Annotated in this window: 10 protein-coding genes and 3 pseudogenes; 9 read left to right on the top strand and 4 right to left on the bottom strand. The window is 59.9% G+C overall.

Annotation, left to right across the window (positions count from 1 at the left end):
* Positions 1–20: 20 nt before the first annotated feature.
* Positions 21–2,417: a PAS domain S-box protein gene (locus JFT80_RS18915; RefSeq protein WP_201148897.1), complete on the bottom strand. Its 2,397-nt coding sequence runs from the start codon at positions 2,415–2,417 to the stop codon at positions 21–23.
* Positions 2,418–2,490: 73 nt separating this feature from the next.
* Here JFT80_RS18915 and JFT80_RS18910 point away from each other — a divergent pair, with 73 nt between their 5' ends.
* A complete protein-coding gene (locus JFT80_RS18910) occupies positions 2,491–3,477 on the top strand; it encodes an alpha/beta hydrolase family protein (RefSeq protein ID WP_201148896.1) in 987 nt (328 codons plus the stop codon).
* Between the two features lie 5 nt (positions 3,478–3,482).
* Here JFT80_RS18910 and JFT80_RS18905 read toward each other — a convergent pair whose 3' ends face one another.
* The 3 genes and pseudogenes from JFT80_RS18905 to JFT80_RS18895 all read right to left on the bottom strand — a co-directional run bounded on the left by JFT80_RS18905 (position 3,483) and on the right by JFT80_RS18895 (position 5,938).
* Positions 3,483–4,250, bottom strand: coding sequence for a DnaJ domain-containing protein (locus JFT80_RS18905; protein WP_122841260.1), 768 nt, complete (start codon positions 4,248–4,250; stop codon positions 3,483–3,485).
* A gap of 1 nt (position 4,251) precedes the next feature.
* A complete protein-coding gene (gene murU / locus JFT80_RS18900; protein WP_201148895.1) occupies positions 4,252–4,923 on the bottom strand; it encodes an N-acetylmuramate alpha-1-phosphate uridylyltransferase MurU in 672 nt (223 codons plus the stop codon).
* Positions 4,920–5,938 (bottom strand): annotated as a pseudogene (locus JFT80_RS18895) (aminoglycoside phosphotransferase family protein). The gene murU and the pseudogene JFT80_RS18895 overlap by 4 nt, the downstream one beginning before the upstream one ends.
* Before the next feature lie 130 nt (positions 5,939–6,068).
* Between JFT80_RS18895 and JFT80_RS18890 the strand changes: the two are divergent.
* The 8 genes and pseudogenes from JFT80_RS18890 to JFT80_RS18855 all read left to right on the top strand — a co-directional run bounded on the left by JFT80_RS18890 (position 6,069) and on the right by JFT80_RS18855 (position 15,925).
* Positions 6,069–8,870, top strand: a complete 2,802-nt coding sequence (locus tag JFT80_RS18890; RefSeq protein WP_201148894.1) for an LPS-assembly protein LptD — start codon at positions 6,069–6,071, stop codon at positions 8,868–8,870.
* Entirely contained in the window at positions 8,851–10,167 is a 1,317-nt protein-coding gene (gene surA, locus JFT80_RS18885) for a peptidylprolyl isomerase SurA (protein WP_201148893.1), read from the top strand. The genes JFT80_RS18890 and surA overlap by 20 nt, the downstream gene beginning before the upstream one ends.
* Positions 10,164–11,153, top strand: coding sequence for a 4-hydroxythreonine-4-phosphate dehydrogenase PdxA (gene pdxA, locus JFT80_RS18880; protein ID WP_201148892.1), 990 nt, complete (start codon positions 10,164–10,166; stop codon positions 11,151–11,153). Before surA ends, pdxA begins: the two co-directional genes overlap by 4 nt.
* Positions 11,150–11,967 (top strand): annotated as a pseudogene (rsmA, locus tag JFT80_RS18875) (16S rRNA (adenine(1518)-N(6)/adenine(1519)-N(6))-dimethyltransferase RsmA). The gene pdxA and the pseudogene rsmA overlap by 4 nt, the downstream one beginning before the upstream one ends.
* Before the next feature lie 114 nt (positions 11,968–12,081).
* Positions 12,082–12,462 carry a Co2+/Mg2+ efflux protein ApaG gene (apaG, locus tag JFT80_RS18870; RefSeq protein WP_008085199.1) on the top strand — a complete coding sequence of 127 codons (381 nt, stop codon included), beginning with the start codon at positions 12,082–12,084 and terminating at the stop codon, positions 12,460–12,462.
* Positions 12,462–13,346 carry a symmetrical bis(5'-nucleosyl)-tetraphosphatase gene (locus tag JFT80_RS18865; protein ID WP_201148891.1) on the top strand — a complete coding sequence of 295 codons (885 nt, stop codon included), beginning with the start codon at positions 12,462–12,464 and terminating at the stop codon, positions 13,344–13,346. The genes apaG and JFT80_RS18865 overlap by 1 nt, the downstream gene beginning before the upstream one ends.
* Before the next feature lie 33 nt (positions 13,347–13,379).
* Positions 13,380–13,708, top strand: a pseudogene (glpE, locus tag JFT80_RS18860) (thiosulfate sulfurtransferase GlpE).
* 294 nt (positions 13,709–14,002) lie between these two features.
* Entirely contained in the window at positions 14,003–15,925 is a 1,923-nt protein-coding gene (locus JFT80_RS18855) for a PrkA family serine protein kinase (RefSeq protein ID WP_007910115.1), read from the top strand.
* The last annotated feature ends 89 nt before the right edge of the window (positions 15,926–16,014 follow it).

Genomic DNA, 16,014 nt, shown 5'->3' with positions numbered 1-16,014 from the left:
ATCGCTGACAACCCAAACCTTCAGGCCCCATCCAGCGGCACTCGCACCATCAGCGTCGTACCCTCACCCGGCTCGCTCTCAAGCGACAACTCGCCGCCCATGATCAACACTCGTTCGCGCATGCCCACCACGCCAAAGGAAGTAGGCCGACCGGTTGAGGCGACAAATCCTGCGCCATCATCGCTGACTGTCATGAGCAACGCGTTGCCCTCGCGCACCAGCGTCAGTTCGACAGTATGCGCCTGGGCATGACGCATGACGTTGGTCAGCGCCTCCTGCAGAATCCGGAACAGCCCGATGGCCTTGGCATCGCTCAACGGCGGCAGATTATCCGGCACCTGCACCAGACACGGGATCTGCGTACGCGCCTCGAACCGCCGTGCCTGCCATTCAATCGCCGAAGCAATCCCGGCATCGAGAATCGGCGGACGCAGCGCCGTCGCGACATCACGCACCAGCTGAAACAACTGGGCGATCAGCCGCTTCATGCTGTTCAACCGTTCGTTCAAACCAGGATCGAGTTGCGCGTAGGCCAGCTCGCACATCGATGTCTCCAGTTTCAACACTGTGAGCATCTGACCCAATTCATCGTGAACCTCGCGGGCAATCCGTGCCTTCTCTTCTTCGCGGACACTTTCAAGGTGCGCCGACAATTCGCGCAGTTGTTCACGGGAGGCGGCCAGTTCCAGCTCGATGCGCTTGCTCTCGGAGATGTCCCAGACGATGCCGTCCCACACATAAGCGCCATCGTCCAGTTGCCGGGTGATTGCCTTGATCTCGGCCCAACGCTGTTCGCCCTGCCGGGTGAGAATTCGCCCCTGCCACGACCAGTCGCTGTCGGTGTCCAGCGCCTGATCCTGGGTGCGGTGATAACTCGCCTTGTCGTCCGGGTGCACCAGACTGCGCAGACCCATGTCGCGATGAGCGATAGCCGCGGGGGCATAACCGACCAGACTTTCGCTGCCCTCGCTGATGTAGGCAAAGTCGATCTGCCCGCTGACCGGCGCCCGCTCCAGACGGAACACCAATCCCGGGACGTTGGCGGCAATCCCCTGCAGCCGCGCTTCACTTTCCTGCAGTGCGGCCAGGGCACGGCGACGTTCAGTGACGTCGTTGAGGTAAACCACCAGGTACTCGCCTTCGCGAAATCGCAGGAAGCTCAACGACACGTCCGTTGGCAAGATACTGCCGTCCGCACGCACGCAGTTGGTTTCGAAACTTTGCGGCCCCTCCTCGCTGGCACGGGCTCGCTTCCACAGGTTCAGCCAGCGATCCATGTGCAGGCCGGGTTCGAAATCGATCAATGGCCGGTCAATGATTCCGCCGGCGGCATAACCCAGCATGGTCTCGGCTGCGCGGTTGGCATAGCGCACATGGCTGTCCCAATTCACCCACAGGATGCCGACCGTACTTTGATCGATGGAAAACTGCGTGAGCCGCAGCGCTTCTTCGCTGGCTGCACGCAAGGCAATGTCTTCACGTGCCGCGACCAGCCGCTGCTCCAGGCTGTGCTGTTGGCGCCGTTGCCAGAAGACGATGGCCATGCTGCTGAACATCAGCACCGCAAACAACAGACACAGGTTTTGCCAGAAGCCTGGCGACTCGGCCAGCCGAGGGTATTTGGGCTGCAGCCACTGGTTGTGCAACTGCTCGAGGTCCTTGGCCGGAATCGCCCGCAACGCCGCCTCGACGATGCCTGCCAGCTCAGGCCAGTCACGGCGAGTCGCAACCCGCAGCAACTGCGGCAAGCCAATGTCACCCACCACCACCAATCCGGCAAACTCCGGTTCGGCGGACAATCGACCGAGCTGCGCCTCATCGACTACTGCGTAGCTGGCCTGCTGGCTGAGCAGCAGTTGCAAGGCCTGGCGCTCGATCGGCACGCCCTGCAAATTCAGATGCGGGTAATTGCCGCGCAGGTAGTCAGCGGTCGCACCAGGCATGCGCACCGCCACCCGGGTCTGGCTATCGAGTTTTTCCAGCTCTACCACGCCAGCGCTCTTCTGATCACTGACCACCAGCTGGGGCACCCGCATATAAGGGTCGGAAAACTGCCATAGCCGCAGACCTCCCGGCGTTTGCGTCAGTCCAGGGGCAATGTCGATTTCGTCTTCTCGGGCCGCTGCCTCCAGTTGCGCCAGGTCGGGGAAATTGCGCCAGCTCAATTCGACCTTGAGGGATTTGGCCACCCACTTCATCAGCTCGACATTGACCCCGGACAGCCGCTGCAAGCGCCGATCGTATTGGGCATAAGGCGTTTGCAGCACCACCCCGACGCGCAATTCGCCATGACTGGCCAACCACTGGCGCTGCGCCGGCGACAGTTGCGCAAGATGCTCGGGGGGCGCGGAGGCCGCCCAACCCGCCAGGGAAAAGCACAGACAGGCAATCATTAACAGGCAGCGCACAACCATCATTAAAGCCCCACACACTGACAAATACTGACTAACCCATTAGGCTGCCGGAATCACTTCTGGCCTGGAATATCCGATGCCCATTGTCTACCGCCTGGCACTGCCAGCATTGTGCCTGTCGCTGATCCTGCCTTGCGCGTTTTCCGTCAAGGCGGCCGACCCGGCCCCTGCTGCTGATTCCCCTGCTGCATCTGCGCCAACACAACGCCAACCGCTGCTTGAGCGTAGTCAGGAAGACGCGGCCGCACTCGAACGCACCTTGCCCGCGCAGGAACAGCAACAGCTGCAAGCGGGCAGCGAGACCTTCCTGGCGCTGTGGAAGCCGGCGAATACTGCAGAGCCCAAAGGTGCGGTGATTATCGTCCCGGGCGTCGGCGAGACAGCTGACTCACCGCAAGCGATCGGCCCATTGCGTCGTAAATTACCGGATGCCGGCTGGAGCAGCCTGAGTATCACCTTGCCGGACCTGCAAAGCGACGCCATTGCCCCTCGCGTCCTCGAAGTGCCCCCGGCGATCAAGGCCCCTGACACAGGGACCAAGGATTCGACCACTTCCACGCCCATCGAACAGGCCGCCGGCGGCGAGGCCGATGTGGCAGACAAGGCTGTGGTCGAAAGCGTCGACGAACAGCGAAGGGTCGATGCCGAACGGATTTTCGCGCGAATAGACGCGGCAGTGGCCTACGCCGAAGGGCAAAGCGCTCGCAGCATCGTCGTGCTGGGACATGGTACCGGCGGCTACTGGGCAGCCCGATACCTGAGCGAGAAGCAGCCGCCGCAGGTCGAGAAGCTGGTCATGGTCGCGGTCAAGACGCCGGCATCCACCAAGCCCGAGCTGGTCGAGCTGACCTCGACGCTCAAACTGCCCACCGCAGACATTTTCTACATGGACAAGCCGCTCGACCGCGATGAAGCGCTCAAGCGATTGCACGCGAGCAAGCGGCTGAAGACGGCAGCGTTCAGCCAGGTTTCGTTGAAAGCCTTGCCAGGAAATGCCAAGGATCAACAAGAGCAGCTGGTCCGCCGGGTGCGGGGTTGGTTGAGCCCTCAGCCGGCGGATTGAGATCGCTAGCGAAAATCCCGACGCTGACGGATCACCGTGTAGGCGTTATGCAACTCACGGGTTTTGTCCGTCGCCTCGCGCACCTGCGACGTGGTGGCCCCACTGCCGGCGATCTTGTCCGGATGATGCCGACTCAGCAGGCGACGGTAGGCGCGCTTGATCTGCGCCGGCTCACTGGTAGCCGACACCCCCAGCAGCCGCATCGCGTCCTGATAGGTCAGCGCGCTGCTGATCGCAGGTCGTTTCTGCGGTTCATATTCGCTCGCCAGGGCCTGCACCTGCTGTGGTGTCCAGCCCAGCCAACGACCCCACTGGGCAATCAGCTCCAGCTCACTGCGACCGGCACGCCCATCCGCCCAGATCATGCGCCAACAGGCGCGCAACACGCCTTCGGCAGCGAAAGGTTGGGCGCTCAGGCGTTGCAGGTATCCGCGCAGCCGGTCATGTCCTGATTTGCCGCGATTGAATGCGACAATCGCCCGGCGTTGCGCGGACTCGGTCATTTCCAGCGATCGCATCTCCTCTCGGGCCTGCTGAATGTGACCTGCCACCACCTGTCCATCGCATTTGGCCAACCGCCCGAGCAGGATGAACAGCAGTTCATCGTTGCGCAGGACTGGCCGGCCGCCGAGCTTTTCCCGCAAGTGTCCCCAGCTCTGCAGCTGTAGACGCCGGTCCAGCGCCTGCCCCAATAGCGCGCCGAGCATGGCCCCCGGAATGCTGGCGATGGCAAAGCCCGCCCCGGCTCCAATCAGAGTCCCTGGCCACAGCATCTCAGCGACTCGCTTCTATCAGGGTTTCCACTTCTGCCAGGCGCTCGTGGGTGCCGACATCCACCCAGAGTCCATTGAGGCGTTCACCAGTCACCTGCCCCTGCGTCATGGCCGCGCGCAGCAACGGCGCCAGCTTGAACGCACCCGCTGAGCAATTTTTGAACAACTGCGGGTGCAGCACCGCAATCCCGCTGTAGGTCAGAGTCGCATCATCTGCTTGCCCATCGCGCACCAGCCCGTCGCGCAGGCTGAAATCCCCGGCCGGGTGATGCGCGGGGTTGTCCGCCAGTACCAGGTGCGCCAGGCCTTCGATGGGGCGATTCAACACGCTGAAGTCGTAATCGGTCCAGATATCGCCGTTGACCACCAGAAACGCATCGTCACCGAGCAACGGCAGTGCACGGAAAATGCCACCGCCGGTTTCCAGCGGTTCGCCTTCGGGCGAGTAGTGAATCCGCACGCCGTATTGCGATCCGTCACCCAGGTAATTCTCGATCTGCTGGCCGAGCCAGGCATGGTTGATCACAATCTCGGTAAAACCGGCAATCGCCAGCGCCTTGAGATGATATTCGATCAACGGTATGCCGCCGGCACGCACCAGCGGTTTGGGAGTGGTCAGCGTCAGCGGGCGCATCCGTTCGCCCTTGCCTGCCGCGAGAATCATCGCCTTCATGCTTGAACTCCGGCACGCAAGCTATCAAGCAATGCACCCAGATCCGCCAGTTCCGGCCGGCGAGCGACCACAGCATCTATATAAGCGAAGAAGCGCGGCACGTCGGCCAGATAACGCGGCTTGCCGTCGCGATGGCAGATACGCGCGAAGATACCGATGACTTTCAAGTGACGTTGCACGCCCATCAGGTCGCTGGCGCGCAGGAAGTCTTCGAAATCCGCCTGCACCGCAATGCCCAGGGCACCGGCCTGCTGCCAGTAATTTTCCAGCCAGCCGCGCACGCGATCTTCAGGCCAACTGAGGAACGCGTCCTTGAACAGGCACGTCACGTCGTAGGTCACCGGGCCGTAGACCGCATCCTGAAAATCCAGCACGCCAGGGTTAGGCTCGCTGAGCATCAGGTTGCGCGGCATATAGTCGCGATGCACCAGGACTTTTGGCTGCGCCAGCGCACTTTCGATCAACAGGTCGCTGGCCTGCTGCCACAGTGCTGTTGAGTCGAATCGAAACCAACGCCCAACTCGCGCTTCACGTACCACTCGGGGAACAATTCCAGCTCACGGCGCAGCAAGGCCGCGTCATAACTTGGCAGCGGCGCCACCATTGGCAGTTGCTGAAAGGCCAGCAAGGCTTGCAAGGCATCCTTGAACAAATCGTCGGCATTTTCGCTGTCGATCACGTCCAGGTAGGTCTTGTTGCCCAGGTCATTGAGCAAAAGAAATCCGCGTTCGAGGTCTTCGGCATAAATTTTTGGCACATTTATTCCGGATTTCGCCAGCAAAAAGGCGATATCCACGAACGGTTTGCAGTTTTCCTGGGGGGGTGGCGCATCCATCACGACGAAGCTGCGCCCCTCGCCTTCCCAACGGAAGTAACGGCGGAAACTCGCGTCGCTGCTGGCCGCGGTCAACGTGGCCGGGGGCACGGCGCCCCAGCCCTGATCTGCAAACAGGTTTGCCAACTGCTCATCGAGCCAAACTTTCAGGTGTTGCAAGCGTACATCTTGGTCAGGCATTGCAAGGGTCTCCGACGGCGCTAGCCGTCAAGCGGGTCATGCTTTATTATCCAGCATCTTTTTCAGACCATCGAGAGGCGTGCGGCCCACACCGCGGGCAGATGGCACGCAGGAAGCCCGGACTAATAAGATGGCATTGAAATCCCCCGCGTTTCGTAAAAAATTTCCGTTGTTGGTAACCGGCAGTCTGCTGGCTATGCAACCTCTGGCCAGTCAATTCGTTGTCGCCGCCGAGCAGTATGACTGCTCCGTCTCGGCTTCGGGTGGTTGGGCCTGTGCGCCCAAGTCATCCGCTGCAGCTTTGCCACCTCGCCCCGTCCATGACGGCAGCGCGGTGAGTGCAAGCGGCGAGACGCCTGCCGACAGCGGTACGAGCGACGACACCGGCGCCAAAACGGCACTGGTCACCGAAGCCAAGGGCCGCGGCCTGAAATCCCGCAGCGAAGACTTCAGTCACCTCGACTGGGTTCCGCGCGAGAAGCTCACCGCCGCCCAACTGGCTGAAACGGGTCCGTACTGCTCTGGTGCCTATATCGAACCGATTCGTCCTGGCATGAATGACAAGACGAATAAAAGCGATGCTCCGACCTTTATCGGCGCAAAAGCCTCGCGCTATAACACCGATGATCAAGTTGGCACCCTGGCCGGTGATGTTGTCCTGCGTCAGGGCAGCATGCAGGTCGAGTCCGACGAGGCGAGCTTGTATCAGGCCGAGAGCCGCGCCGAACTCAATGGCGATGTGCGTATCCGTGACAACGGCGCGCTGATCGTCGGCGACCACGCCGATGTGCAACTCGACACTGGTGAAGCCAAGGTCGACAACGCCGAATACGTGATGCACAAATCGCGTATCCGCGGTAACGCGCTGTACGCCAAGCGTGCCGAGAACGCGATCATCCGCTTGAAGGACGGCACGTACACCACGTGCGAACCGAACAGCAACGCCTGGCAGCTCAAGGGCAACAACATCACCTTGAACCCGGCCACCGGTTTCGGTACCGCGACCAACGTGACACTGCGGGTCAAGGACATTCCGATCCTGTACACGCCGTACATCTACTTCCCGATCGACGACCGTCGTCAATCCGGTTTCCTGCCGCCGACCATCGGCACCGGCAGCGATACCGGCTTCATGCTGGTCACGCCGTACTACTTCAACCTGGCGCCTAACTACGACGCCACGTTGTACCCGCGTTACATGAGCAAGCGCGGCATGTTGGTGGAAGGCGAGTTCCGTTATCTGACCAAGTCGAGCGAAGGTCAGTTCGGCGCGGCGTATCTGAACGACGAAGATACCGATCGCAGCAAGCAGACCGACTACGAAAAAAATCGCTACATGTACAACTGGCAGCACAAGGGCGGTCTCGACTCCCGTGTGTTCACCCAGGTTGATTACACCAAGATTAGCGATCCGTATTACTTCCAGGATCTGCAAACCGATCAGATTGGTGTGAAAAGTTCTGATTATGTGAATCAGCAGGGGTCTGTCAGCTATCGTGGCGACAGCTACACCGCCCGTGTGAACGCTCAGTCGTATCAGTTGGCAACCGTGTCCAACATCACGCCGTACGACCGCCTGCCTCAGGTGACTTTCGACGGAACACTGCCCTATCACCCGTCCGGGCTGGATTTCTCGTACAACACCGAAGTCGTTCGGTTTGATCGAGACCTCAAGAACGGCAACTTCTTTGACGAAGACGGAATCGATACAGGCCCTCGCCTGGATCAGAACGTATTTGGCCTCGCGCGTGCGAACGGTACCCGTCTGAACCTGGCGCCGGTCGTCAGCCTGCCGATGGAGGCCAGCTATGGCTTCGTCAAGCCGTCGCTGAAGTATCAATACACCCAGTACGACCTGGATCTTGATGGCAAGGGTAAATCCGACATTGCCGCTCAGGGCGCCGAGGGTGACCGGCTTAACGGCACGTTCAGCAGCAACCAGAATCGTGGTGTGCCAATCGCCAGTATCGACAGCGGTCTGTACTTCGACCGGAAAACCAGCTGGTTCGGTAAAAACTACAACCAGACGCTCGAGCCGCGCCTGTTCTATCTGTATGTTCCGGAAAAGGATCAGGCTGATATTCCAGTGTTCGACACCAGCGAGTACACCTTCAATTACTCGTCCCTGTTCCGTGACAACCGCTTCTCCGGTTCCGACCGGGTCGGCGACGAGAACAAACTGTCCCTGGGCATCACCAGTCGCTGGATCGAAGAGAACGGCTTTGAGCGTCAACGCATCAGCGTTGGCCAGGCGCTCTACTTCAAGGACCGTGAAGTCCAGTTGCCGGGTATCGATGCCAAGACCCGTGATGACGCGAAATCCAATGTTTCGCCTTACGCTCTGGAATATGAATACCGCTGGAACCGTGACTGGCGCACCACTGCCGATTACAACTGGGACCCGGACAGCCGCAGCCCTCGCTCGGGTAGCGCGATGTTCCACTACCAGCCTGAAGACAACCCGAACAAGGTGGTCAACGTAGGTTATCGCTATCGCAATGACCAGATTCGCTACGACCAGACCACTGGCAAGTGGGCTGTGGGTGGCGGTGACTACGGCACCCCGGGGCAGCCTGGCTACGTGAAGGACTACTACAAGATCCAGCAGCACGACTTCTCGGTTATCTGGCCGATCGTGCCGCAATGGAACGCTATCAGTCGCTGGCAGTATGACTACAACCGCAACCGTACCCTGGAAGCCTTCGGTGGTTTCGAATACGACAACTGCTGCTGGAAACTGCGCCTGATCAACCGTTACTGGGTCAGCTATGACGAATTCAGTCAGAACGCCCCGGAAAACGAAAAAGGCGACCACGGCGTCTTCCTCCAAATTGTTCTGAAGGGACTCGGCGGCCTCACTGGCGCCAAGGTAGAGAGCTTCCTCGACAAAGGCATCCAAGGTTATCGTCAACGTGAAGACCAAGCTTTCTGATTGTCTGCGCCCGCTGATGCTGGGCGCGCTGTTCCTGGGTACTGCGGCCAACGCCGCCGTACAGTCCATCGATAAAGTGGTAGCGATCGTCGACAACGACGTGGTCATGCAGAGCCAACTGGACCAGCGTGTCCACGAAGTTCAGCAGACCATCGCCAAGCGTGGCGGCGGCTTGCCGCCTCCGGGCGTGCTGGATCAACAGGTGCTTGAGCGCCTGATCGTCGAAAACCTGCAACTGCAGATCGGCGAACGCTCCGGCATCCGCATCACCGATGAAGAACTGAACCAGGCTGTCGGTACCATTGCCCAGCGCAATAACATGACCGTGGATCAATTCCGCGCCGCTCTGGCTCACGACGGTCTGTCCTACGACGACGCCCGTGACCAGATCCGTCGCGAAATGGTCATCAGTCGTGTACGTCAGCGCCGCGTGGCGGAACGCATCCAGGTGTCCGAGCAGGAAGTGAAAAATTTCCTCGCGTCCGACCTGGGCAAAATGCAACTGTCCGAGGAGCTGCACCTGGCCAACATCCTCATTCCAACCCCGGAAAGTGCTAACTCTGAAGCGATTCAGAATGCTGCCAAGCAGGCAGACTCGGTCTACCAGCAGCTCAAGCAAGGCGCTGACTTTGGTCAATTGGCCATCGCCAAATCCGCCAGCGAAACAGCACTGGAAGGCGGCGACATGGGCTGGCGTAAAGCTGCGCAACTGCCACCTCCGTTTGACCGCGAGTTGAGCAGCATGGCCGTCGGCGACGTGACTCAGCCTGCGCGCACACCTGGCGGTTTCATCATCCTGAAGCTGCTGGCCAAACGCGGCGGCGAGAGCCAGACACGCGACGAAGTGCATGTACGCCACATTCTGGTCAAGCCAAGCCCGATCCGCGACGAAGCCAAGACCAAAGCCTTGGTTCAATCGCTGTACGAGCGCATTTTGGCGGGTGAAGATTTCGCCACTCTGGCGAAAAGCTACTCCGAAGACCCTGGCTCTGCGCTTAACGGTGGCGACCTGAACTGGATCGACCCGAACGCACTGGTTCCGGAATTCCGCGAAGTGATGGCCAAGACCCCACAAGGTCAGCTGTCCAAGCCATTCCAGACTCAATACGGCTGGCACGTTCTGGAAGTCCTTGGCCGTCGCGCCACCGACAGCACCGAACAAGCCCGCGAGCAGCAAGCCATGACCGTACTGCGTAACCGCAAATACGACGAAGAGCTGCAAACCTGGCTGCGTCAGATCCGTGACGAAGCGTACGTAGAGATCAAACTCCCTGGTGCAGACCAGGCAGCGCAGTGAAACCCAAGCGTTTCGCGCTGACACCCGGCGAACCAGCCGGCATCGGTCCCGACCTGTGCCTGCTGCTCGCCTCGCAAGCCCAGCCACATCCCCTGATTGCCATCACCAGCCGCGACCTGCTCCTTGAGCGGGCCGCGCAGCTGGGGCTGGCCGTCAACTTGCTGGACGTCGGCCCGGATCACTGGCCAGACGCTCCGGCACCCGCAGGCAGCCTGTATGTCTGGGACACTCCGCTCAGTGCCCCCGTGGTTGCCGGGCAACTGGACAAGGCCAATGCGGCGTTCGTCCTCGAAACCCTGACCCGCGCCGGTAACGGCTGCTTGAACGGCGACTTCGCCGGGATGATCACAGCCCCCGTCCATAAGGGCGTGATCAACGAGTCAGGCATCGCGTTTTCCGGGCACACGGAGTTTCTGGCGGACCTTACCCATACTGCGCAAGTGGTGATGATGCTTGCCACTCGCGGTTTGCGCGTGGCGCTGGTCACCACCCACCTGCCCCTGCGTGACATCGCCGATGCGATCACGCCGGAGCGCCTGGAACGAGTCACGCGGATTCTGCACAGCGAACTGCAAAACAAATTCGGCATCGCCCAGCCACGTATCCTGGTCTGCGGGCTCAACCCGCACGCCGGTGAAGGCGGACACCTGGGCCATGAAGAAATCGACATCATTGAACCAACATTAGAGCGCCTGCGCGGCGAGGGCATGGACCTTCGTGGCCCGCTGCCTGCTGACACTCTGTTTACCCCAAAATATCTGGAGCACTGCGACGCAGTGCTGGCGATGTACCACGACCAGGGCTTGCCTGTGCTCAAGTACAAAGGCTTCGGCGCTGCCGTCAACGTGACACTTGGCCTGCCGATCATCCGCACATCGGTCGACCATGGCACTGCCCTGGATCTGGCCGGCAGTGGCAAGATCGACACCGGCAGCCTGCAAGTCGCCCTGGAAACCGCCTACCAGATGGCCGAGACCCGTTTATGACCGAGCAATACCAACACAAGGCGCGCAAACGCTTTGGCCAGAACTTCCTGCACGATGCCGGCGTTATCGACCGCATCCTGCGTTCCATCCATGCCAAAGCCGAAGACCGCCTGCTGGAAATCGGTCCGGGCCAGGGTGCGCTGACTGCAGGCCTGCTCAACTCCGGCGCTCAGCTCGATGTGGTTGAGCTGGACAAGGACTTGATTCCGATCCTCAACCAGCAGTTTGCCGGCAAGAGCAACTTCAACCTGCACCAGGGCGATGCGCTGAAGTTCGACTTCAACACGCTCAATGCCGCGCCGAACAGCCTGCGTGTGGTCGGTAACCTGCCGTACAACATCTCCACGCCGCTGATTTTTCATCTGCTGAACAACGCCGGCATCATTCGCGACATGCACTTCATGCTGCAGAAAGAAGTGGTCGAGCGCATGGCGGCAGGCCCGGGGGCGGAGACTGGGGCCGTCTGTCGATCATGGTTCAGTACCATTGCCGCGTAGAGCACCTGTTCAACGTCGGTCCGGGCGCGTTCAACCCGCCGCCGAAAGTCGACTCGGCGATCGTTCGTCTGGTGCCGCACGCCGTGCTGCCGCATCCGGCCAAGGATCACAAGTTGCTGGAGCGCGTCGTCCGCGAAGCCTTCAACCAGCGGCGTAAAACCCTGCGCAACACCCTCAAGCTGCTGCTGAGCAATGACGAAATCGAAGCCGCCGGCGTGGATGGCAGCCTGCGTCCGGAGCAACTCGACCTGGCCGCCTTCGTGCGCCTGGCCGACAAGCTCAGCGAGCAGGTACCCCAGGCGCCTGCTGCCGACTGACCAGCGATGAGCGCTATCGGGTAGGACGCCAGTCTGGTTTACTACCCGGTACTTGGCCTAGACTGACTCCCTCAGCTACGCCCCGCGTCCCGCTTTGTTTTTAAGGCCTCTTGCATGTCCGATTCCCGTTACCAGGTCGATGTCAGCGTCGTTACCCACTATCTGGCAGACCAATCGCAACCCGAGCACGACCGCTTTGCCTTCGCCTACACCATTACCGTGCAGAACAACGGCGAGCAGCCCGCTCGGCTGATGTCGCGGCATTGGGTGATCACCGATGGCGATGGCCATGTCGAGGAGGTTCGTGGCGCAGGCGTGGTTGGCCAGCAGCCGTTGATCGATGCCGGCCAGAGCCACACTTACAGCAGCGGCACGGTGATGACCACCAAGGTCGGCACCATGCAGGGCACCTATGAAATGGTCGCCACTGACGGCAAACATTTCGACGCCATCATCAAACCTTTCCGCCTGGCGGTGCCCGGGGCCTTGCACTGATGGCAACGTACGCCGTCGGCGACCTGCAAGGCTGTCTTGAGCCGCTCAAATGCCTGCTCAAGCAAGTCGCGTTTGACCCGACGCTGGATCGGCTGTGGCTGGTCGGCGATCTGGTCAACCGTGGGCCGCAGTCGCTGGAAACCCTGCGCTTTCTATATGGCATGCGCCAATCGCTGGTCTGCGTACTGGGCAACCATGACCTGCATCTGCTGGCTGCGGCAAAAAACATCGAACGCCTGAAGAAATCCGACACCTTGCGCGAAATTCTCGAAGCGCCGGATTGCGCCGAACTGCTTGAGTGGGTACGCCAGCAAAAACTCATGCACTACGACGAACAGCGCGATGTCGCCATGGTTCACGCCGGCATTCCACCGCAATGGTCGCTGCGTCGTGCCTTGAAGTGCGCTGACGAAGTCGAGACCGCCCTGCGTGACGACAATCTGTTTCCGGCCTTTCTCGACGGCATGTACGGCAACGAGCCGGCGAAGTGGGACAACGACCTCAAAGGCGTGACGCGCCTGCGGGTCATCACCAACTATTTCACGCGCATGCGTTTCTGCACCGCCGAAGGCAAGCTCGATCTCAAAAGCAAGGAAGGCCTCGATACCGCGCCACCGGGTTACAAGCCCTGGTTCCAGCACAAAGAACGCAAGACCAAAGGTTTGAAGATCATCTTCGGCCACTGGGCAGCGCTGGAGGGCAAAGTTCTGGAGCCAGGCATCTCGGCGCTGGACACCGGTTGTGTCTGGGGCGGCAGCCTGACCCTGATGAACGTCGACAGCGGTGAACGCCTGTCGTGCAAATGCGACGCGCACGGCCATGTCGCCGCTGCGCCCATCACTCCCACACTCACCGCATCATCGTCAGTCAGCATTCAGCGCTAGGCTGCGCTTTCAGCCGAGCCACAGGAGCCCGCCATGAGCGAATTCAAACGTATCCCCCAGAGCAGGCACAAGCCCTGCGCGAACAAGGCGCTGTAGTGGTCGACGTCCGCGACCCCGCTACTTTTGCCGCGCTGCACATCGCAGGTTCCAGGCACCTGGATAATCACTCCCTGCACGCTTTCATCCAGGGCGCCGACCTCGATGCACCGACGGTCGTTGTGTGTTACCACGGCAATTCCAGCCAGGGCGCAGCGGCCTACCTGATCAGCCAGGGCTTTTCCGACGTCTACAGCATGGACGGCGGCTTCGAGTTGTGGCGTACGACTTATCCTGCGGAAACCGCCCAAGGCACCGCCGAATAATTTTTTTGTCACGTGCAGGCCCCGGCTGCCGCGGGCCTGCGCTGGGCAGACGAACGGTCTGCCACAACTAATTACGTATCTCGCCTTTACCTCCTGAATTCCCAACTATCCTTAAGCCCAGGCCATCCAAAACAGGGGAGAGCCGGTACACCGGCGCGCGGGTCATCGGGAGTAGCTTTCGGAGTCGTCAGCTCTGAAAGAGTTCTGGGGGTAAACAGCGACCGCCTGTTCGGTTGCTGCCAGCATCGACTGAGTGATCCGGCGTCGGCTCCACGTATCGAGCGAGGTGACGTCATGAGTATCTTTAGCCACTTCCAACAACGCTTCGAGTCCACACGCCAGGAAGAACTCTCGCTGCAAGAGTACCTGGAGCTGTGCAAGAAAGACCGGAGCGCTTACGTTTCCGCCGCCGAGCGTCTATTGCTGGCCATCGGTGAGCCCGAACTGCTCGACACCTCGACCAACTCGAGACTGTCGCGCATCTTCTCCAACAAGGTAATCCGCCGCTATCCGGCCTTTGAAGACTTCCACGGGATGGAAGAATGCATCGACCAGATCGTTTCGTATTTCCGCCACGCCGCCCAAGGCCTGGAAGAGAAGAAACAAATCCTTTATCTGCTCGGCCCCGTCGGCGGCGGTAAATCGTCCCTGGCCGAAAAGCTGAAACAGCTGATCGAGAAAGTGCCCTTTTACGCAATCAAGGGTTCGCCGGTATTCGAATCGCCTTTGGGTCTGTTCAACGCCACCGAAGATGGCGCGATCCTCGAGGAAGACTTCGGCATTCCACGGCGCTACCTGAACACCATCATGTCGCCATGGGCGACCAAACGCCTGGCCGAATTCGGCGGCGACATCAGTCAGTTCCGCGTGGTCAAACTGTACCCGTCGATCCTCAATCAGATCGCCGTGGCTAAAACCGAACCGGGTGACGAGAACAATCAGGACATCTCTGCGTTGGTCGGTAAGGTCGACATCCGCAAACTCGAGGAATACCCACAGAACGACGCCGACGCTTATAGCTACTCCGGTGCGTTGTGCCGGGCCAACCAGGGCCTGATGGAATTCGTCGAAATGTTCAAGGCACCGATCAAGGTGCTGCACCCATTGCTGACTGCGACCCAGGAAGGCAACTACAACAGCACCGAAGGTCTCGGCGCGATTCCGTTTACCGGGATCCTGCTTGCCCACTCCAACGAATCGGAATGGCACACCTTCCGCAACAACAAGAACAATGAAGCGTTCATCGACCGGATCTACATCGTCAAAGTGCCGTATTGCCTGCGCGTCAGCGACGAAGTGAAGATCTACGACAAACTGCTGTTCAACAGTTCGCTGGCCAAGGCGCATTGCGCGCCGGACACCCTGAAGATGCTGGCGCAGTTCACCGTACTGTCGCGTCTCAAAGAGCCGGAAAACTCGAACATCTATTCGAAGATGCGCGTCTACGACGGCGAAAACCTCAAGGACACCGATCCGAAGGCCAAGTCGATTCAGGAATACCGCGACTCGGCAGGCGTCGACGAGGGCATGAACGGCCTGTCGACCCGCTTCGCCTTCAAGATTCTGTCCAAGGTCTTCAACTTCGATCCGCATGAAATCGCCGCCAACCCGGTGCACCTGCTCTATGTGCTGGAACAGCAGATCGAACAGGAACAATTCCAGGCCGAAACCCGCGAACGCTACCTGCGCTACCTGAAAGAGTACCTGGCACCGCGTTATATCGAGTTTATCGGCAAGGAGATCCAGACCGCTTATCTCGAGTCCTACAGCGAGTACGGCCAGAACATTTTCGACCGCTACGTTCTCTACGCCGACTTCTGGATTCAGGATCAGGAATATCGCGACCCGGAAACCGGCGAGATCCTCAACCGCGTTGCTTTGAACGAAGAACTGGAGAAAATCGAAAAACCGGCCGGCATCAGCAATCCGAAGGATTTCCGCAACGAAATCGTCAACTTCGTGCTACGCGCCCGGGCCAACAACAATGGCAAGAACCCGACCTGGCTCAGCTACGAAAAACTGCGCGTGGTCATCGAGAAGAAAATGTTCTCGAACACCGAGGATCTGCTGCCGGTTATCAGCTTCAACGCCAAGGCCAGCAAGGAGGATCAACAGAAACACAACGACTTCGTCACTCGAATGGTCGAACGCGGCTACACCGACAAACAGGTACGGCTACTTTCCGAATGGTACCTACGGGTGAGAAAGTCCCAGTAAGGGAGCTGCAGGCGGCAAACGACGAACCCTCCACAGATACGCGGTGTTTGCGTATTTGTGGCCATATGTCGCGCGCCGCTTGTTTCTGA

Origin of the sequence: Pseudomonas sp. TH10, assembly GCF_016651255.1 — a bacterium.
In the GTDB taxonomy this organism is placed as follows: domain Bacteria; phylum Pseudomonadota; class Gammaproteobacteria; order Pseudomonadales; family Pseudomonadaceae; genus Aquipseudomonas.
This window is presented reverse-complemented; position numbering and strand designations above follow the sequence as displayed.